This is a genomic window from Pseudomonas abieticivorans, assembly GCF_023509015.1.
Taxonomy (GTDB): Bacteria; Pseudomonadota; Gammaproteobacteria; order Pseudomonadales; family Pseudomonadaceae; genus Aquipseudomonas; species Aquipseudomonas abieticivorans.
On the sequence record NZ_CP094975.1, the window covers coordinates 6,220,439 to 6,238,789 of the forward strand.

The 18,351-nt window shown below is 63.8% G+C and carries 15 protein-coding genes; 8 read left to right on the plus strand and 7 right to left on the minus strand.

Annotation, left to right across the window (positions count from 1 at the left end):
• Nucleotides 1-120 precede the first annotated feature (120 nt).
• Nucleotides 121-1,347 (minus strand): MFS transporter, encoded by a 1,227-nt coding sequence (locus L9B60_RS28210; protein WP_249674334.1) that lies wholly within the window; start codon nucleotides 1,345-1,347, stop codon nucleotides 121-123.
• A 137-nt stretch (nucleotides 1,348-1,484) separates the two neighbouring features.
• Entirely contained in the window at nucleotides 1,485-2,249 is a 765-nt protein-coding gene (gene glcC, locus L9B60_RS28215; RefSeq protein ID WP_249674335.1) for a transcriptional regulator GlcC, read from the minus strand.
• A gap of 189 nt (nucleotides 2,250-2,438) precedes the next feature.
• On the opposite strand from glcC, the gene glcD reads away from it, so the two are divergent.
• From glcD to L9B60_RS28235, 4 genes are read left to right on the plus strand one after another with little or no spacing between them, the layout of a single operon-like run.
• Nucleotides 2,439-3,938, plus strand: coding sequence for a glycolate oxidase subunit GlcD (gene glcD / locus L9B60_RS28220; RefSeq protein WP_249674337.1), 1,500 nt, complete (start codon nucleotides 2,439-2,441; stop codon nucleotides 3,936-3,938).
• Entirely contained in the window at nucleotides 3,938-4,981 is a 1,044-nt protein-coding gene (gene glcE / locus L9B60_RS28225; RefSeq protein ID WP_249674338.1) for a glycolate oxidase subunit GlcE, read from the plus strand. Before glcD ends, glcE begins: the two co-directional genes overlap by 1 nt.
• Nucleotides 4,982-4,983: 2 nt before the next feature.
• On the plus strand, nucleotides 4,984-6,231 hold the full coding sequence (glcF, locus tag L9B60_RS28230) for a glycolate oxidase subunit GlcF (protein ID WP_249674339.1): 1,248 nt from the start codon (nucleotides 4,984-4,986) through the stop codon (nucleotides 6,229-6,231).
• Nucleotides 6,218-6,625, plus strand: a complete 408-nt coding sequence (locus L9B60_RS28235; RefSeq protein WP_249674341.1) for a heme-binding protein — start codon at nucleotides 6,218-6,220, stop codon at nucleotides 6,623-6,625. Before glcF ends, L9B60_RS28235 begins: the two co-directional genes overlap by 14 nt.
• 1,056 nt (nucleotides 6,626-7,681) lie before the next feature.
• On the opposite strand, the gene L9B60_RS28240 is transcribed toward L9B60_RS28235, so the two are convergent.
• Complete coding sequence (locus L9B60_RS28240) at nucleotides 7,682-9,208, minus strand: DHA2 family efflux MFS transporter permease subunit (protein WP_249674342.1); 1,527 nt, start codon at nucleotides 9,206-9,208, stop codon at nucleotides 7,682-7,684.
• A 178-nt stretch (nucleotides 9,209-9,386) separates the two neighbouring features.
• On the opposite strand from L9B60_RS28240, the gene L9B60_RS28245 reads away from it, so the two are divergent.
• The 4 genes from L9B60_RS28245 (at nucleotide 9,387) to L9B60_RS28260 (ending at nucleotide 12,706) form a co-directional block, all read left to right on the plus strand.
• On the plus strand, nucleotides 9,387-10,154 hold the full coding sequence (locus L9B60_RS28245) for a COG4705 family protein (protein ID WP_249674343.1): 768 nt from the start codon (nucleotides 9,387-9,389) through the stop codon (nucleotides 10,152-10,154).
• A 25-nt stretch (nucleotides 10,155-10,179) separates the two neighbouring features.
• On the plus strand, nucleotides 10,180-10,605 hold the full coding sequence (locus L9B60_RS28250) for a hypothetical protein (RefSeq protein ID WP_249674345.1): 426 nt from the start codon (nucleotides 10,180-10,182) through the stop codon (nucleotides 10,603-10,605).
• A gap of 107 nt (nucleotides 10,606-10,712) precedes the next feature.
• Nucleotides 10,713-11,378: a response regulator gene (locus L9B60_RS28255; RefSeq protein WP_249674346.1), complete on the plus strand. Its 666-nt coding sequence runs from the start codon at nucleotides 10,713-10,715 to the stop codon at nucleotides 11,376-11,378.
• Nucleotides 11,354-12,706 carry a sensor histidine kinase gene (locus L9B60_RS28260; RefSeq protein WP_249674347.1) on the plus strand — a complete coding sequence of 451 codons (1,353 nt, stop codon included), beginning with the start codon at nucleotides 11,354-11,356 and terminating at the stop codon, nucleotides 12,704-12,706. Before L9B60_RS28255 ends, L9B60_RS28260 begins: the two co-directional genes overlap by 25 nt.
• On the opposite strand, the gene L9B60_RS28265 is transcribed toward L9B60_RS28260, so the two are convergent.
• The 4 genes from L9B60_RS28265 to L9B60_RS28280 all read right to left on the minus strand — a co-directional run bounded on the left by L9B60_RS28265 (nucleotide 12,707) and on the right by L9B60_RS28280 (nucleotide 18,348).
• Entirely contained in the window at nucleotides 12,707-13,402 is a 696-nt protein-coding gene (locus tag L9B60_RS28265) for a GNAT family N-acetyltransferase (protein WP_249674349.1), read from the minus strand.
• A 64-nt stretch (nucleotides 13,403-13,466) separates the two neighbouring features.
• Nucleotides 13,467-14,813 carry an LLM class flavin-dependent oxidoreductase gene (locus tag L9B60_RS28270; protein ID WP_249674350.1) on the minus strand — a complete coding sequence of 449 codons (1,347 nt, stop codon included), beginning with the start codon at nucleotides 14,811-14,813 and terminating at the stop codon, nucleotides 13,467-13,469.
• Nucleotides 14,814-14,820: 7 nt separating this feature from the next.
• Complete coding sequence (locus tag L9B60_RS28275) at nucleotides 14,821-17,172, minus strand: TonB-dependent receptor (RefSeq protein ID WP_249674352.1); 2,352 nt, start codon at nucleotides 17,170-17,172, stop codon at nucleotides 14,821-14,823.
• A gap of 129 nt (nucleotides 17,173-17,301) precedes the next feature.
• Nucleotides 17,302-18,348 (minus strand): AraC family transcriptional regulator, encoded by a 1,047-nt coding sequence (locus tag L9B60_RS28280; RefSeq protein WP_249674353.1) that lies wholly within the window; start codon nucleotides 18,346-18,348, stop codon nucleotides 17,302-17,304.
• Between the last annotated feature and the right edge of the window lie 3 nt (nucleotides 18,349-18,351).

The following is an 18,351-nucleotide window of genomic DNA, read 5'->3' on the forward strand; positions in this document are numbered from 1 at the left end:
ACACCTCTCCCCAGTGAAAGCGGCCAATCGTAGGCACTGTCACTCACTTGGCAGCCTGAGGCGCCTCGTTGTGACAGGTTCTCGCCAGAGACCGAGAGGCCGATCTGACAACCCTATTTTTTAATTTCCGGCTTCTTGGTCAGCCTCAAGCGTCAAGCTCGGGAATGAGCTGCGAGCCTTAGCGAACCACCACAGAGCAAATGCCCCAAGAATGGTAGTTAACACGGCCAAAATCAGGATTACATTCTGGGTGCCCAAGGGCGCGGCTAACACAGCCACCAGTAATCCTGCCAGAGGCTGGGACATGTTGTTCAGCAGCGTAATCACGCCTACCGTCTTGCCGAAGTCCTGAGGCGGTATCACCTGCTGCCGGACAGTGCGCATGTAGACGTTGAACATTTTGTCAAAACCTGTGATCAACAGGAAACCCAGCACATAGCCGAGCAGATTCGGACTCAGGGCGCTGATGAATGCCCCCGTTGCGATCATTGAATATCCGACACCCCCGAGGACCCGCAGAGGCAGCACAATCCGAGCGAGAAGAAACAGGATCACGATCGTTGTCACCGCACCCGCCGCTTGCAGCGCTGCATAGCTATCCTTGCCGGCGCTGTACTGGCCGATGACCATGGCCGCCGAAGTAGCCAAGGTGACACCGACGATCAGATTGACCCCTACCGCCAGCGTGATGATTTTTTTCAATTGCGCCAGGCTACGGATATGCCCAAAAGCGATCCTCAAGGGCTGCAGCCAGATGTCTTGATGTTGCTCGAACACCTCTAGCGTAATACGGCTAAAACGTTGCCACGCCACCATGCTCATGTCTGCCAGCAGGAACAATCCGGCGATCCAAAGCACCACCCAATGCCAAGCCCATAGTTCGAGCATCAGTGCCGCCACCAGAGGCCCGAGTACCAGCCCGGTCTGGTCGGCGATCTGGGAGTAGGACAAGGTTTTGGTGTAGCTGTAGTGTTGAAAGATATGCGGCAGCAGCACTTCGCGAGCCATGATGCCTTGCGTGGTCAGCACCCCGCACAATGCCGACAGGACCACCACCCAGCCGATGCCACCGAAGATTTCGTATAACACCATCGCCAGCACACAGAGCAATGCCCTGTAGACCTGACTGATATGCAGGATCTTGATAGGCGAGTACTTGTCGCACAGAGCGCCGCACAACGGGAACGCAAGAAATCGTGGCAGCGATTCGACGAAAAACGCTAGCCCTGCCCATGAAGCGCTGTTGGTCGTCTGGAACACCACCAGCGGCACAAGAAACAACAGAATCTGATCCGCCAGCCTCGATAAAAAGAGCGAGATAAAAAAGGCGAGGTAATCCTTACGCATTGGGAACTCCTTTGTGTAAGCGACGTGGCGTAGCGATCACAAGAAACATCAGTAAGCCGATCCCGAACGGTCATTGAGATTATGTCGCTCATCACCACGCAGTGGCGGATTGCTGCACCAGAGTGAGGGTTGAAACCCTACACCCACCCCTGCAACCGCAACGTCGCCCGATCCAGCCGCTGCTCCTGCAACTCGATCTCGCGAAAGCCATCGCGCAACGACTGGATATGCTCGCGCGCCGCGCGCTGGGCCACCGCGGGCAAACGCTGGATCACCGCGTGGTACACCCGCGCATGCTGGCGCTGGATCAGCTTCAGTTGTTCTGGCCGGTGGTAGAGGTTGTTCACCGAGGCATACACACTGCTTAGCATCAGTTCGTTGAGTGACTGCAAGGTGTGCACCAGCACGGGGTTATGCGACGCTTCAACGATCGCTAGGTGAAAGGCATGGTCGCGTTGCGCGTGGTCCTGGTGGCCCACGCTGGCCATCTGCGCATGGGCGGCCAGCATGTCCTGGTAGCGCCGGCCCAGCAGCACGAAATCGGCCTCGGTGCCGCGTTCGGCGGCCAGGCGCGCTGCTTCGCCTTCGAGCAGGGCGCGCACCTCCAGTAAGTCATACAGGGTGCGCGGCTGCGCGGCGAACAGGTGCATCAGGGGGCTGGCGTCTGCCGCAGGCGTAAGGCTGGCCACGGTGGAGCCGCTGCCGTGGCGGGTGTCGATGATGCCGCGTGCGCGCAACAGTTGCAGGCCTTCGCGCAGGGCCGAGCGCGAGACGCCGAGCTTTTCGCACATGCGCCGCTCCGACGGCAGGGTTTGCCCGACCTTGAGCACCCCATCCACCACCAACTGCTCGATCTGCTCGGCCACCACATCGGCCACTTGGCGCACGACTGTAGGTTTCACGGGTATCCCTCACTGGTAGGACCACTTGTTGTTTTTCTTTTCGACCTTACCCAACCCAGTCTAGCCGGGCCTTGTAGCGGTGCGCGCGCCTGGCTGCGAAAAAACTGGTAGGACCAGTGTTCAAGCCGCTGGACGGGCGCCGCAGGCGGGATAACTATCCAGGCATCACAAAAACAAGAAGCCTTGCCGATGAACATCCTCCATGACGAGCGACTCGACGGCGCTTTGCCCGACGTCGACAAGGCCGGACTGCTTGCGGCCCTGCGCAGCGCCCTGCCCGACCTTGACCTGCTGCACCGCAGCGAAGACCTCAAGCCCTACGAATGCGACGGCCTGTCGGCGTACCGCACCACACCGTTGCTGGTGGCCTTGCCGCGGCACCTGGAAGAGGTGCACACCCTGCTGCGTATTTGCCACGAACGCCGGGTGCCGGTCATCCCCCGTGGTGCGGGTACCGGTTTGTCGGGCGGCGCCCTGCCCCTGGCCCAGGGCGTGCTGCTGGTGCTGGCGCGCTTCAACCAGATCCTGCAAATCGACCCCAAGGCCCGGGTGGCGCGCGTGCAACCGGGCGTGCGCAACCTGGCAATCTCCCAGGCGGCGGCGCCCCATGGGCTGTATTACGCCCCCGACCCCTCCTCGCAGATCGCCTGTTCGATTGGCGGCAATGTCGCCGAAAACGCCGGTGGCGTGCACTGCCTCAAGTACGGCCTGACCGTGCATAACCTGGTCAAACTGGACATTCTGACGGTCGAGGGCGAGCCGCTGACCCTGGGCAGCGACGCCTTGGACAGCCCAGGCTTGGACCTGATGGCCTTGTTCACGGGCTCCGAAGGCATGCTCGGCGTGGTGACCGAGGTTACAGTCAAACTGCTGCCCAAACCGCACGTCGCCAAGGTGCTGCTGGCGGCCTTCGACTCGGTGCAAAAAGCCGGCCGCGCAGTGGCCGACATCATCGCCGCCGGCATCATCCCCGGCGGCCTTGAGATGATGGACAACCTGGCGATCCGCGCCGCCGAAGACTTCATCCACGCCGGTTACCCGGTGGATGCCGAAGCGATCCTGCTGTGCGAGCTCGATGGCGTGGAAGCCGACGTGCATGAGGATTGCCTGCGCGTGCGCCGGGTGCTGGAGGCCGCCGGTGCCACCCAAGTGCGCCAGGCGGTGGACGAAGCCGAACGCGTGCGCTTCTGGGCTGGGCGCAAAAACGCCTTCCCGGCCGTGGGGCGGATCTCGCCGGACTACTACTGCATGGACGGCACCATCCCGCGCCGGGCCTTGCCGGGGGTGCTCAAGGGCATCGCCGCACTGTCGGCCGAGTACCAGTTGCGGGTGGCCAACGTGTTCCATGCCGGTGACGGCAACATGCACCCGCTGATCCTCTTCGATGCCAACACCGAAGGCGAGCTGGCACGCGCCGAAGCCCTGGGCGGCAAGATCCTGGAGATGTGCGTGGCGGTTGGCGGCAGCATCACCGGCGAGCACGGCGTGGGCCGCGAGAAGATCAACCAGATGTGCGCGCAGTTCAACAGCGACGAGTTGACGGTGTTTCATGCCATCAAGGCCGCCTTCGACCCCAGCGGCCTGCTCAACCCGGGCAAGAACATCCCCACCTTGCACCGCTGCGCAGAATTCGGCGCCATGCACATCCATCACGGCCAGGTTCCTTTTCCCGAACTGGAGCGCTTTTGATGAGCCTCGATACGCTGCTGGACGGCGTCAACCAGGCCATCGCCCAGCGCACCCCACTGGTGATTCAAGGGGGCAACAGCAAGGCGTTTCTCGGCCGCCCCACCACGGGCATTGTTTTGGACACCCGCGACCATGCCGGCATCGTCAGCTACGACCCCACGGAGCTTGTAGTCAGCGTGCGCGCCGGCACCTTGCTCAGCGAGCTCAATGCCGCGCTGGACGCCGCCGGGCAGATGCTGGCGTGCGAGCCGCCCACCTTCGATGGCCGCGCCACGGTCGGCGGCATGGTCGCCGCCGGGCTGTCGGGGCCGCGTCGGCCGTGGAGCGGTTCGGTGCGTGATTTCGTGCTGGGCACGCGCGTCATCACAGGCCTGGGCAAACACCTGCGCTTTGGCGGCCAAGTGATGAAAAACGTCGCCGGCTACGACCTGTCGCGGCTGCTGGCCGCAAGCTTCGGCAGCCTGGGGCTGATCACCGAAGTGTCGCTCAAGGTGCTGCCCAAGCCGCGCTGTTGCGCCAGTTTGAACATGGCCATCAGCAGCGACGAGGCCTTGCGCAAGCTCACCGAATGGGGCCAACAGTCGTTGCCCATCAGCGGCGCCTGCCATGACGGCAACGTGCTGCACCTGCGCCTGGAAGGCGGCGAAGGCTCGGTGGCAGCGGCACGTGACCGGCTGGGCTGCAGCGCGGCCGACGCGACATTCTGGGAAGACCTGCGCGAACAGCGCCTGGCATTTTTCAACGACCCACGCCCGCTGTGGCGCCTGTCCCTGCCCTTCAACATCGCCCCCCTGGACGTGCCCGGCACGCAACTGCTGGACTGGGCCGGCGCCCAGCGTTGGCTGAAAAGTGACAGCGATGCCGACGACATTCGCCGCCACGCCCAGCAGGCCGGTGGCCACGCCACCTGCTACACCCAAGGCCACTGCGACCTGCCCTTCCAGCCATTGCCCGCCGCGCTGTTGCGCTACCACCGACAGCTGAAAACGCAACTGGACCCCCACGGGTTGTTCAACCCTGGCCGCCTGTACCCGGAGCTCTGACCATGCAAACCCACCTCAGCGAACAGGCCCGCCAACTACCCCGTGCCCTCGAAGCCGAAACGGTGCTGCGCGCCTGCGTGCACTGCGGCTTCTGCAACGCCACCTGCCCCACCTACCAACTGCTGGGCGATGAACTGGACGGCCCACGCGGGCGTATCTACCTGATGAAGGAAATGCTCGAAGGCGCGCCCATCACTGCCGCCACGCAAACCCACCTGGACCGCTGCCTGAGTTGCCGCAATTGCGAAAGCACCTGCCCCTCGGGGGTCGAGTACCACACGCTGCTGGACATCGGCCGCGACTTCATCGAGCAACAGGTGCCGCGCACCCTGGGCAACCGCCTACTGCGCAGTGGCTTGCGCGCCGTGGTGCCACACCCGGCGCTGTTCAAGGCCTTGACCCGCACCGGCCAGTTGTTCCGGCCGCTGCTGCCGGGCAGCCTGCAAGCCAAGCTGCCGCGCCAGGCGCGGCCAGCCGGTATTCGCCCGAGCACGAAACATGCGCGGCGCATGCTGATCCTGGAAGGCTGCGTGCAGCCGGGCTTTTCCCCCAACACGAACGCCGCCACCGCCCGCGTGCTGGACCGCCTGGGCATCAGCCTGATCCCGGTGGCGCAAGCTGGCTGTTGCGGCGCGGTCGACTTTCACATGAACGCCCAGGCCCGAGGCCTCGACCGGGCGCGGCGCAACATCGACGCCTGGTGGCCGGCCATCGAAGGCGGCGCCCAGGCCATTGTGCAAACCGCCAGTGGCTGCGGTGCCTTTGTCAAAGAATACGGGGTGATGCTCAAGCACGACCCGCGCTACGCAGCCAAGGCGCAGCGCATCAGCGCTTTGGCCCTGGACCTGGTGGAAGTCCTGCGCGCCGAGCCACTGGCGAATTTGCACGTGCACAGCGACCTGCGCCTGGCGTTCCATTGCCCGTGCACCCTGCAACACGCGCAAAAACTCGGTGGCGCCGTGGAAGCGCTGCTGACAACGCTGGGCTTGAACCTGACCGCCGTGCCCGACGGTCACTTGTGCTGCGGCTCGGCCGGCACCTACTCACTGACCCAGCCTGTGCTGTCGCGGCAACTGCGCGACAACAAGCTCAACGCCCTGGAAAGTGGCCAGCCGCAAGTGATCGTCACCGCTAACATCGGCTGCCAAACCCACCTGGACGGCGCCGGGCGCACGCCCGTGCGCCACTGGATCGAAATCATCGACGAGGCCCTGGCCTCAGCCAAGGAGCAACCCCATGCGCAGTCGTAATATTCTCGGCCTGGCCGAACTCGAACTCATCCTGGCGGCCACCCGTACGCAGGCCGAGCAACAGGGCTGGGCGGTGTCCATCAGCGTGGTCGACGAAGGCGGCCACCCTTTGGCCCTGCTCCGATTGGACGGAGCCTCGCCCATCAGCGCCTACATCGCCGGCGAGAAAGCCCGTACCGCGGCCTTGGGCCGGCGTGAAAGCAAAGGCTATGAAGACATGGTCAACGGCGGGCGCACGGCTTTTTTGAGCGCGCCTCTGTTGACCTCCTTGGAAGGCGGCGTGCCCATCGTGGTAGGGGGCGAAGTGATTGGCGCGGTGGGGGTGTCGGGGGTCAAGGCCGAGCAGGATGCGCAGGTGGCGCGGGCGGGGGTTGGGGCGGTGGTTGCGGGGTGAGGGTCTGGGTAGAGCCTGTTGGATCTCGTAATGATGCCCACTCTGCTGAACACGCCCAGAAATAAAATCCCCAGAAATATCCTAGGAAAAATCCTACAACGTCTGCGATAATTGAATAACGAGCTTACATTTTCGCTCTTGCGTCTGAAAATATCAGTGTCTAATCTCCCTCCGCCGCTGACAAAGCTGCGGCCGGGTTTGGTCACCCGAGATACCCAGGCGCATCTGCGTCGCCATATTTGTGCTCGCATTTAGCTTGCATGATGCTTTATGGCAGCTATGCGCGGGGCATCCTCGGATGCGCCGGGTTCCTGGTGTCCCGGTTGACCAACCCACGTATAGCTGCCACCCATTTGTTTGGTCACACCTGCGTTCGGCCAGCGTGGTTTAACGGGGCGCCTAAGATCAAGACCAAAACAGATCAAAAGCAAAAGCACAGCGGCCTACAGGCCGGCTTGAGTGTGGTGAAGCAAAGGCAACATCAAGATCAGAATCTACAGCGGGCACGGTCAAGTGTGGGAGCTGGCTTGCCTGCGACGGCATCACCTCGGTGTGCCTGGAAGACCGAGTTGCCTGCATCGCAGGCAAGCCAGCTCCCACAGAAATGCAGAGCTGCGTAATTGGCTAATGATTGAACTGCTCTTGGAGACCGGCATCCGTCGCGCAGAGCTTCTGAAGCTCTACACCACAGGATGGCTGACGAAAATCATCACCCCCGATAACTGACTCAAGCATATCCAAAGCGGCTGGACACCAGACCCGCTGTCACTCCCGCCATGATATTCAGAACAACTGGGCCTACTGGTTTGAAGAATTCGTACAGATCCAGGTTCCATACTGTTCCCATAAAACCACCCCGAGACGGCAATGCACGCAGAAATGCTAATCTCCAATAGAGTGTGTGAAACGCAAGGTTTTCATAGCAACCGATGGATGGCGAAGGTGAGCAACCACCCAGGTGATCTCCTGCGACAGTTTGAATTCACAAGCGACGGACCGCCGCCGTTACCCAAATAACGAGGCTGTGCGCTTCATCTGTCGCCTTGGGTCCCGCCCTTACGGCACAGATACCCCACTGCGCTCCCCCCGCATCAACACAAACACCAACACCAATGCCACCCCCATCACCAACGCCCCGGCAAACAAACTATTGCCAATCGCCACGCGATACAGCCCGCTCAAGCGCGCCAGATCACCCGGCGAAACCGTGGCTGTGGCCAACCCTTCGATCAGGTTCAGCGACCGCAACGCCTCAGGCAACTGCTCAAGCTCGTGGCCCAAGGTGTAGCTCATGATGCCACCCGACACCGCCACGCCCAGCGCGCCACCCAGCGACCGGCAGAACGACATGCTGGCCGTTGCCGCGCCCAACACCGATAAGGGCACGGCGTTCTGCACGATCACTGTGGCATTGGGCATGCCGATGCCCATGCCGGCCCCCAGCAACGCCATGGTCATGAAAAAGTACGGCGCCGGCATCTGCAAGTGGGCGAACACCAACAGCAGCAACAACCCCAGGCACTCCAGCGCCACGCCCACCAACAGCAAACCCACGAAGTTCTGCTTGCGCGCCGAGATCGCGCCGCCCCCTAACGAGCTGACCAGCATCATCGCCACCTGGGGCAAGGTCATGAACCCGGACTCGGTGGGGGTTTGGTGCAACACCGCCTGGAAGTACAACGGCATGAACACCAGCGAACCCATCATGGCAAAGGCCATGGCCGCGGTCGCGCTGATGGCGACCGCATAACGCCGGTTGGCAAACAGCACCAGGTCGATGATCGGCTCCGGTGCCTTGCGTTCGATGCGGTACAACAGCCCAAAGCCGACAAACGCGACCAGCCCCAACAACAGGCTACTCAACAGCCCTGCGCCCTGCCCCAACGAGAACGAATGGGTGAGCAGCAACAGCGCCGAGGTGGCCACGCACAACACCAGGGCGCCACGGTAATCGATGACCACCTTCGCCTTGCGCGCAAGGCTTGGCAGGGTCAGCAGCAACCCGGTGGTGGCCAGGATGCCCAGCGGAATATTGATCAGGAAGATCCAGCGCCAACTGAAATGCGAGGTGATGAAGCCCCCCAGCAACGGCCCCGCCGCCGCGCTGACCGCGAACGCTCCCGAGAACAGACTTTGGTAACGGCCGCGCTTGGCAGGCTCCACCACGCCGCCGATCACCGTTTGCGACAGGGTCATCAGGCCACCGGCCCCCAGCCCCTGCAGCCCGCGAAAGGCAATCAACTGGCCCATGCTGGTGGCCAGCCCGCACAGCAACGAAGCGGCGACGAATACGCCGATGCTCAGCAGAAACAGCGGCCGTTGCCCGTACAGGTCCGACAGCTTGCCGTACAGCGGCGCGCTGATGGTGGAGGTCAACATGAACAGGGTGACCACCCAACTCATGCCCTCGATGCCCTTCATCTCGCTGGCAATCGATGGCAACGCCGTGGCCACGATGCTTTGGTCCAAGGCGGCGAGCACCATGGCCACCAGCAAAGACGCCATCAGCCAGAAGCGCTGGCGCGGATGTTTGAACAGCACGGTGGGCGCAGCCGGGCTCGTGACTGTAGCGGAGTTAGACATGGGCATCCTAGGCTGCCAAGCGGGGGCTTATTCAACCCCAGGGCGCCATGGCTGGCAATGCCCAAGGCGTATCAACAAGGGTACATCGCTGACGATCACACGCCCTCAGTTCCCGCTAAGTTTCGCGGCGTAGCCTCCCCTTGCGCAAACTGGCGCACGGCCCTGGAGAGCCCCCCACATGAAACCCCTGACACGCGACCACTGGTTGAACAAAGTTCCGCAGGTAACACTGGCGTTCTGGATCATCAAGATTTTATCCACGACGGTAGGCGAAACCGGCGCGGACTTCCTGGCCGTCGACGCCGGCCTCGGGCAGAGCGTGACCACGCTCGGCATGGCCGTGCTGCTGGGGCTGGCGCTGTTCGGCCAATTGCGCACGAAGGCCTATAGCCCTTGGATCTACTGGCTGACCGTGGTGCTGGTGAGCATTGTCGGCACACAGATCACCGACGTGCTCACTGACGGGCTGGGCGTCAGCCTGTATGTGAGCACAGCGGTCTTTGCCACGTTACTGGCGATCAATTTCATGATTTGGTATGCGGTGGAACGCAACCTGTCCATCGAGGAAATCGTCACCCCCCGCCGCGAAGCCTTCTACTGGCTAACCGTGCTGTTGACCTTCGCCCTGGGCACCGCCGCTGGCGACCTTGCCACCGAGGCGCTGGGCCTGGGCTTTACCCTGGGGGCCGTGATCTTCGGCGCCTTGATCGGCCTCGCATTTGCTGCCTGGCGCCTGGGGGCCAACCCCGTGCTGACCTTCTGGGTCGGCTACATCCTGACCCGCCCTTTCGGCGCCTCCCTGGGTGACCTGTTGACCCAGGCCAAGACCTACGGTGGCCTGGGCATGGGCGCGGCATGGACCAGCGCGCTGTTCCTCAACGTCATCGTGATGCTGGTCGCCGTCGCGCAGTTCAGCGTGGGCCAACGCAAAACCATCGTTCTATAACCTGTCTGATAACCAAGGAATTCTCATGACTTCTGTGCACGCCCTGATTCGCAAAGCTGCCATTCTGTCTGCCATCGCCCTGTTGGGCTTGGCCACGGCTTGCTCCAAACCCGCCGAGCCAGCCAAGGCCGGCGCCCAGGCCGATACCCACCAACAGGCAGCCTCCAAGTTGGGCGACCTGTCGGCCTTCCAAGGCATCGCCGTCGAGGTCGCAGGCCTGGTCGACAACAACGACCTGGCGGGCGCAAAACGCCGGATTAAAGACCTGGAGCTGGCCTGGGATTCGGCCGAGGCAGGCCTCAAACCGCGCGCCGCCAGTGACTGGCATCGACTGGACAACGCCATCGACCGTGCCTTGGCAGCCCTTCGTGCCAGTGCCCCAAGCCAGAGTGATTGCCAGGCCGCCATGACCGATCTGCTGAAAAACTTCAACACCCTGGGTACGGCATGACCTGCACAAAACCCTTTGGTAAACGCCCGGGCAAATGATTCAATGCACATGCCCCAGGCCCTTGGATCACATCGTCCCTGGGGCATCGATTGCGGCCGGAGGGCGCCATGCGAGTACTGTTGATCGAAGACGACAGCATGATCGGTGAGGCGATCGAAGGCGCGCTGAATGACGCCGGCTATGCCGTCGACTGGGTCCGGGACGGCCTGAGTGCGCTGGCCACCCTTCAGGCGCAGCACTACGACCTGCTGTTGCTCGACCTTGGCCTGCCCGGCAAGGATGGCTTGCAGGTACTGGACAGCATTCGCGCCAGCCACAACCCAGTGCCGCTGCTGATCATCACCGCCCGCGACAGCCTGGACGACCGCCTGCGTGGCCTGGACGGTGGCGCCGACGACTACCTGCTCAAACCCTTCGAGCTGGCCGAGTTGCTGGCGCGCATGCGCGCCGTGCTGCGGCGCAAGGGCGGCAGCGCCCTGCCGTTGCTGAGCAACGGTGCCGTGTCGCTGGACCCCATCACCAAAGAGGCCAGCACCCCAGCGGGTGCGCCGGTGCTGTTGTCCAACCGGGAGTTCAGCTTGTTGCAGGCATTGTTGATCAGGCCAGGGGCGATACTTTCGCGCAGCGACCTTGAAGACCGCATTTATGGCTGGGGCAATGAAGTGGAAAGCAACGCGGTGGAGTTTCTGATCCATGCCCTGCGGCGCAAACTGGGCAGCGAGGTGATCAAGAATGTCAGGGGGCTGGGATGGATGGTTTCAAAAGGCACTTGAAAGACTCGCTTCAGGTCAGGTTGTCCGTATCGCTGTCGCTGGCCATTGTGCTGGTCGCAGTGCTCGCCGGCGTCTTTGCCTTTGTTTCGGCACTCGATGAAGCACACGAACTGCAGGACAACACCCTGCGCCAGGTCGCCGTGCTGTTCGAGCGCCAACAGATGACCCTGGCCTACCCACGCAACCTCCCCCCCATTGCAAACGATGATGAAGAATCCAGGGTGGTGGTGCAGTACCTTGCAGACGGCAACCAGGCGATTGGCGGCGACGATAACGCGATGCCCCTGCCGCTGGCCACCACCTTGGGGGATGGCCTGCACTCGCTGTTGGTGGCTGGCGAGCCGTTTCGCGTGCTGGTGCGCACCATCGCCGGCGGCAAGCGCATTGCCGTGGCCCAGGAAACCGGCGGGCGCGACAAACAGGCCCGGCAAAGCGCCCTGCGCAGCTTGCTGCCCTTCCTGGTGCTGTTCCCCGTGCTGTTGTTGGTGGTGAGCGACCTGGTGCGCAAGCTGTTGCGCCCCATCGCCGAACGGGCAGCGGAAATCGACCAGCGTGACGAGCAAGCCCTGCACCCCATCGATGAGCGCCACCTGCCCAGTGAAATTCGCCCGTTCGTGGTGGCCATCAATCGCCTGCTCGCGCGCGTGGAGCAGGCCATGGAAACCCAGCGGCGTTTCGTCGCCGACGCCGCCCATGAGTTGCGCTCGCCCCTGACCGCGCTGTCGCTGCAAGCCGAACGCCTGGCTGCAGCGCCGATGTCACCCGTGGCCCATGAACGCCTGTTGCCCTTGCGCCGGGGCATCGAGCGCGGTCGCAAGCTGATCGACCAACTGTTGAGCCTGGCGCGGGCGCAGGCCACTGCACCCGCGCCAGGCGCTGGCGTGTGCGTTCACGCGGTGTTTCGTCGAGTGTTGGAAGACCTGTTGCCGCTGGCCGAGGCCAAGGCCATCGATATCGGCGTGGATGGCCAAGTGGACGTGCAGGTGCCATTCAGCGAGCTCGACCTGTACACACTGCTGCGCAACCTGGTCGACAACGCCATCCGCTACACCCCTCACGGGGGCCGGGTCGACCTGTGCGTGCGGATCGAACCTAAGTGCGTTGTGCTGCAGGTCATCGACACCGGGCCGGGCATCGCTGCCGCAGACAAAGCGCGGGTGTTCGACCCCTTTTATCGCACCCTGGGCGCTGACGACGTGGGCTCGGGCCTGGGGCTGTCCATCGTCAAGACGATTGCCGAGCGCTACGGCGCCAGCCTCAGCCTGGACGACGGCGACCCGCAAAGCCACCGGGGCCTGAGCGTGTGTGTTCGGTTGGCGCGCGGCTGATCAGGGGGCGGGCGGCGACTGCAAGCGCTCCCACGCAAACGCCTGCGCCTGGCGGCTCAGTTGGTCCAGTTGCCGGTCACGCTGTTTTTCGGCATCCGTCATCGCGCGCTTGCCATGCTGCTTGAGTAGGTAGGCATGAATCTGCCGCACCTCCACCGAGCTGTAGATGGGCGCGGTATCCAGCACGGCGGTCAGGCCGTCACTGCCGTGGTCGCGGGTGTTCATCAACACCTGCGGCCCACGTGCGCCGAGCACTTGAAAGCCCAGTGCCTCGAAATACGGCACCCTGGCCACCACGCAACCGAGTTCGGCATGAGGGTAACGCTGGGTCATCTGCGCGAGCATCGCCCGCGCCACGCCTTGGCGTCGGTAGGCGTTGGCAACGGCCAGGTAGGCCACCGCGCACGCCTCGGGATCACCCTGGGTGGGCAGGTATAACAGGAAGCCTGCGACGATGGCTGGGTCTTCGTCGTCCAACGCCACGATCAGTTCCACTTCCACGCCCTGGCCGCCCTTCATGGCCTCCAGGTACAGGTGCACCTCAAAGCCCACCGCGTACTGGTACAGGTTGTACAGCGGGTTGCTCGGGGTCAGGGCCACCGCGCTGATGTCGGTCAGGTAGTCGACCACCATTTGCAGGATCTGGCTCTTGAGCGATTCGGGGGGCGTGGTGGGCAGGCGGGTGATACTGGGCATCGCGAAACAGGCTCCGGGGTTCAAGGCAGGCTCGGATTGTGCCGAGCCGCCCTATCATAACCCGTCAGGCGCAGTTCGCGTCCTGCTCGCGTGCATAACGACTGATCGGCCGCGCCAGCCCCAGGTGCTCGCGCAGGGTGCTGCCCTGGTAGTCCCGGCGGAACAGGCCGCGCTGCTGGAGGATCGGCACCACGCCGTCGACAAAGTCATCCAGGCCTTCAGGCAAAAACGGCGGCATGATATTGAAGCCATCACCCCCCTGCCCCACGAACCATTGCTCCAGGGTGTCGGCCACGGTGTGCGGGGTGCCGATCACCGTATGGTGCCCACGGGCCCCGGCCACCTTCAGGTACAGCTGGCGGATGCTGAGGTTTTCCCGCCGCGCCAGGTCAATGAACAAGGCCTGGCGGCTTTGCATGGCGTTGCTCACCGGCAACTCCGGCAGCGGCCCATCCAGGTCGTAACCGGACAGGTCGAAACCACCGGCCATGCCCGCCAGCAGGCCCAGCCCCACACGCGGGTCGAGCAGGTCTTGCAACTGCGCGTACTTGTCCTCGGCTTCGGCCTGGGTGCGGCCGATCACCGGCGAGATCCCCGGCATGATTTTCAGGTCCTGTGGCTGGCGACCGTAGGCTGCCAGCCGCCCTTTCACATCGGCGTAAAACGCCTGGGCATTGCCCAGGGTTTGCTGCGCGGTAAAAATCACCTCGGCGGTGCGCGCCGCCAACGCCTTGCCAGGCTCCGAGGAGCCTGCCTGGATCAGCACCGGATGGCCCTGAGGCGTGCGCGGGATGTTCAGCGGCCCGCGCACCCGGTAGTGCTCGCCCTGGTGGCCCAGCACATGCAACTTGTCGGGCTGGAAGTACACGCCGCTGGCCTTGTCGTGCAAGAAGGCATCATCTTCGAAGCTGTCCCACAGGCCCGTGACCACGTCGATGAATTCTTCGGCGAGCTGGTAGCGGTCGCCGTGCTCGAAATGCTGCTCACGACCAAAATTCAGCGCCTCAAGGTCAGTGGCCGACGTCACCAGGTTCCAGCCACTGCGCCCGCCGCTCAAGTGGTCCAGGGAGGCAAACTTGCGCGCCAGCAGGTACGGCGCGTTGTAACTGGTGGACACCGTGGACACCAGGCCAATGCGCTCGGTCACCGCCGCCAGCCCCGACAGCAGCACCAGGGGGTCGTACACGTCGCCCGCCGTGGTGTACTGGCCTAACTCCGGCGAGCCCATCAGGGCCAGGTTGTCGGCAAAAAAGATCGCGTCGAACTTGCCGCGCTCGGCGGTCTGGGCCAGTCGCTTGAAGTGCTGGAAGTCCAGCCCACCGCCGGCCCAGGCCCGTGGGTGGCGCCAGGCGGCCACGTGGTGGCCGCTGCCCATGAGGAATGCCCCAAGGTTCATCTGCTTGTTGTTCATGTCCACCTCAGAAGTCATAGCGAAGGGTGATGCCTGCGGTACGCGGCTGGCCTGGGGAGGCGGTGTACAGCCCGTTGGAGCCAGTGCCCACGGCCAGGTAATACTCGCGGTCGAAGGCGTTCTTGACCCACAGCGAGGCGTCGACCAAGCCGTCGCCATAGCCCATCCGCGCACCCACCGAGAAGTTCGCCAGGCCGTAGCCGTCGATTTTCGCAAGCTCGGAGTTGTCCAGCGTGCCTTCGCTGCCCGAGCGGTAGGCGTAGCTGGCCGTGGCGTAAGGCTCGATGCCGTTGCTGCGCGGCCACTTGTATTCGCCGTTGACGTTGCCGATCCAGCGCGACGACCCGGCCACCCGCTGGCCACTCAGGTCGCAGGTGGCCGCGCCGGTGGATTCGGCCGGGCATGGCGCGTCCTTGAACGACAGGTAGGTCACGTCGTTGAACGAGCCGTTGACGTTCAGCGTCAGCCCGCGCACCGGCACGGCGGTAGCCTCGAACTCGACGCCGCGCGAACGCACGGTGCCGGCGTTGGTCAGCAACTGGTAGCCGGTCAGCATGCCCGGCGGCTGGTAGTAGGTGGTGGCCTGGTAGCCGTTCACGCCGGTCCAGAACACGTTGGCGTTAAGCTGTAGGCGATGGTCGAACAACTGGCTCTTGACCCCCAGTTCCGCATCATTGGCCCGCTCCGGCCCCACCAGCAAGGACTCGGCCCCGGCACTGGGTGCAGACCCTACCGCCAAATTCACCCCGCCGGATTTCTCGCCGTGGGACAGCGAGGTATAGCCCAACACGTCATCGGTAAATTGATAGCTCAAGCTTGCCAGGAACGACGGCGCGGCGTTGTGCAGGTGCAAATCGCCAGTGTCGTAGGCGCCCACTTGGCCTGCGCGTATGGCGTTGCCATCCACCACGCCGGGGATCACCACTGCCGTGCCGCCGCCGGTGGGGGCGAAGCGTTGCACGTTGGCGTCTTTTTCTTCGTAGGTGCCGCGCATGCCCGCGCTGAAGTCCAGGCGATCGGTCAGGTGCCAGGTGCCCTGGGCGAACAGTGCATAGCTTTCGGTATCGACCTTGCCGTTGACCTTGCTGTTGATGTTGTTCAGCACATTGAGGTTGGCGCCGATCAGGTTCAAATCCGCCAGGGGGCCGAAGTCGGTGAAGATGCGGTTACCCAGGTTTTGCTTGAAGGCGTAGGCGCCCACCACGTAGTCGAAGAACTCACCCTTGGGCGAAGCCAGGCGTATTTCCTGGGAAAACTGGCGGTCGTGCACCTCGTAGCCGTAGTCGCTGATCACCGGCACGTCCAACTGATCGGCGTCGTTGGCCGGGTTGAAGTGCCAGTAGCGGTAGGCGCTGATGGAGGTCAGCGTGTAGCCGCCTGCCAGGTTCCAGTTGGCTTCCACGGAACTGGCGTTCTGGTGCACGCTGACATTCTGCCGGCCGTCGATGTTGCTATGGCCGATGCTCGGGTTGGCGCCCACCAGGCTCGCGCGCTGCCAAAACAGCGGCCCTGCGCCATAGACCACGCTGCTGCCGCTGCTGGAGTTCTCGGTGTTGTATTCGTTGATCCAGCGCAGGCTGAAGTCATCGTTGGGCTTGAACAGCAACTGCCCACGCAAGCCCTCGCGCTCACCGCCAAGCAGGGTGCGGTTGTCGTGCTTGTTGTCCAGGTAGCCATCGTCGCGGGTGCGGTAGAACGACAGGCGCCCGGCCAGGGTCTCGGTCAACGGGCCCGACACGGTGCCCTTGCCCTGGAAGTAACCGTCCTGCCCGCCCGACACTTCCAGGCTGCGCTCCGGGGTGAAGGTGGGCCCGCGGGTGGTGATGTTCAGCACGCCGGCGGTGGTGTTCTTGCCAAACAGCGTGCCTTGCGGCCCGCGCAGCAGTTCGATCTGATCGACGTCAAGCATGTCGAAGGCAGCCATGCCAGGGCGGCCCAGGTAGACGTTGTCCAGGTAAATGCCGGCGCTGCCTTCCAGGCCATCGCTGGCCGGATTGTTGCCAATGCCACGCACCGCGAAACTCGACACCCGGGCATGCACGTACGCCACGTTGACGCTGGGCAGCGCTTGCTGCAAGTCCTGGATCTTGTAGATGCGCTGGGTTTCAAGGTTGGCACCGCTCAACGTGGTGATCGGCGTGGGCACTTCCTGGGACGCTTCGGCGCGGCGCCGGGCGGTGACCGTCACTGGTTCCAGCCGCGGGCCTGTCGAGTCGGCCGCAGGCTCGACGTGAGCGGCGGCGGTCTCGTCGGCAGCGTGCCCTGGGGTGGCCAACAGCACCCCGGGCATTGCCAGCGCAAGGGACAAGCTCAGCGGTTTGAGGCGGTGGGCCGTGGTGGCCGAGTAACGTAACAGCATGGGCAATGGCTCCTGGTTTTGCGTGCGGCGACATAGGCCAATGCACGATCAGGGTTGCCATGCTAGGGAATGCAGCGGGCTGAAAAGGGGCCTGGGCGGACAACATGTGGTCCGCCGCGGACACCTTGCCTACACCGCGATGCTGAAGGCCTGCTCCGGGGCGCTGCAAGGTTCGCCCTGATCAACGCGGCGCCACTGGCCGGGGCTGACACCGGTCCAGCGGCGGAACGCGCGGTTGAAACTGCTCGGCTCGTTGAACCCCAACCGGTAGCAGATTTCGTTGATCGAACAATCGGTTTGGCGCAGGTAACCAAAGGCCTGTTGCCGGCGACAGTCGTCGAGCAAGGCCTTGAAACTGGTGGCGTGCTTGAGCAGGTGCCGATGCAGGTTGCGCACGCTCATCCCCAAGTCGTCGGCCACCCGGCTTTGCTGCACGTCGCCCAGCGGCAAATAGCGCACGATGGCGCCCCGCACCCGTTGCGGCAGGTCAAGCCGGCGCTGGCGTTGCAGGTAGTCATTGAGCACGCTGTCCAACCCCTGCGCGACCGCCTGGTTGGCGGTGCCCAAGGGCGTTTCCAGCCAGCGATTGGCGTAGTCGATGGCGTTTTCCGCGGCATCGAACTGCACCGGGCAACCCAGCAGGCGGGCCCAACGCTGCGGATCGCTGGGCGTCGGCCGGGCGAAGCGCACGCCTTGCACGATCGCCAGGTGGCCCCAGGTTTGCCGGGCAAAACGCACGGCGCAGGCGATCGATGCCTCGGTGGCTACCTGCTCGACATGCGCCCCCGGCGCCACGCCATAGATCAGGCGTGCCACATGGGGCCCACGCACCAGTTGCATCTTGGCCGCCGTGGTAATGACCGGCGCATAGCGCACCCCGCGCTCCAAGGCTTGGAGGAAGGTCGCGCTGCTTTGCACGGCAAAATACAGCCCGTGAAAGTCGGTGGGGTACGCCCATTTCGCCACGTGCAGGCCGAAACATTCATCGTCGCTGACGCGCCGCGCGGCCCGCCAGAACGCACTCATGGCCGCAAGCTCGATGCGCTGGTCGGGGTCGTGCAGGTTGCAGGGGGCGATGCCCGCTTCGTGCAGCAGTGGGCCACTGGCAATGCCCTGCCCCTCCAGCGTGCGGGCGATGACCTGGGCCCAGGTGGCGATGGTGTCGATGGTCGGCATGGC

Excerpts from the sequence above, each read along its gene's own strand:
- glcF (WP_249674339.1), top strand. The coding sequence starts at position 4,984 with ATGCAAACCCACCTCAGCGAACAGGCCCGCCAACTACCCCGTGCCCTC.
- L9B60_RS28275 (WP_249674352.1), bottom strand. The coding sequence starts at position 17,172 with ATGCTGTTACGTTACTCGGCCACCACGGCCCACCGCCTCAAACCGCTG.
- L9B60_RS28235 (WP_249674341.1), top strand. The coding sequence starts at position 6,218 with ATGCGCAGTCGTAATATTCTCGGCCTGGCCGAACTCGAACTCATCCTG.
- L9B60_RS28280 (WP_249674353.1), bottom strand. The coding sequence starts at position 18,348 with ATGCCGACCATCGACACCATCGCCACCTGGGCCCAGGTCATCGCCCGC.
- L9B60_RS28265 (WP_249674349.1), bottom strand. The coding sequence starts at position 13,402 with ATGCCCAGTATCACCCGCCTGCCCACCACGCCCCCCGAATCGCTCAAG.
- glcD (WP_249674337.1), top strand. The coding sequence starts at position 2,439 with ATGAACATCCTCCATGACGAGCGACTCGACGGCGCTTTGCCCGACGTC.
- glcE (WP_249674338.1), top strand. The coding sequence starts at position 3,938 with ATGAGCCTCGATACGCTGCTGGACGGCGTCAACCAGGCCATCGCCCAG.
- L9B60_RS28260 (WP_249674347.1), top strand. The coding sequence starts at position 11,354 with ATGGATGGTTTCAAAAGGCACTTGAAAGACTCGCTTCAGGTCAGGTTG.
- L9B60_RS28240 (WP_249674342.1), bottom strand. The coding sequence starts at position 9,208 with ATGTCTAACTCCGCTACAGTCACGAGCCCGGCTGCGCCCACCGTGCTG.
- L9B60_RS28210 (WP_249674334.1), bottom strand. The coding sequence starts at position 1,347 with ATGCGTAAGGATTACCTCGCCTTTTTTATCTCGCTCTTTTTATCGAGG.
- L9B60_RS28270 (WP_249674350.1), bottom strand. The coding sequence starts at position 14,813 with ATGAACAACAAGCAGATGAACCTTGGGGCATTCCTCATGGGCAGCGGC.
- L9B60_RS28250 (WP_249674345.1), top strand. The coding sequence starts at position 10,180 with ATGACTTCTGTGCACGCCCTGATTCGCAAAGCTGCCATTCTGTCTGCC.
- L9B60_RS28255 (WP_249674346.1), top strand. The coding sequence starts at position 10,713 with ATGCGAGTACTGTTGATCGAAGACGACAGCATGATCGGTGAGGCGATC.
- L9B60_RS28245 (WP_249674343.1), top strand. The coding sequence starts at position 9,387 with ATGAAACCCCTGACACGCGACCACTGGTTGAACAAAGTTCCGCAGGTA.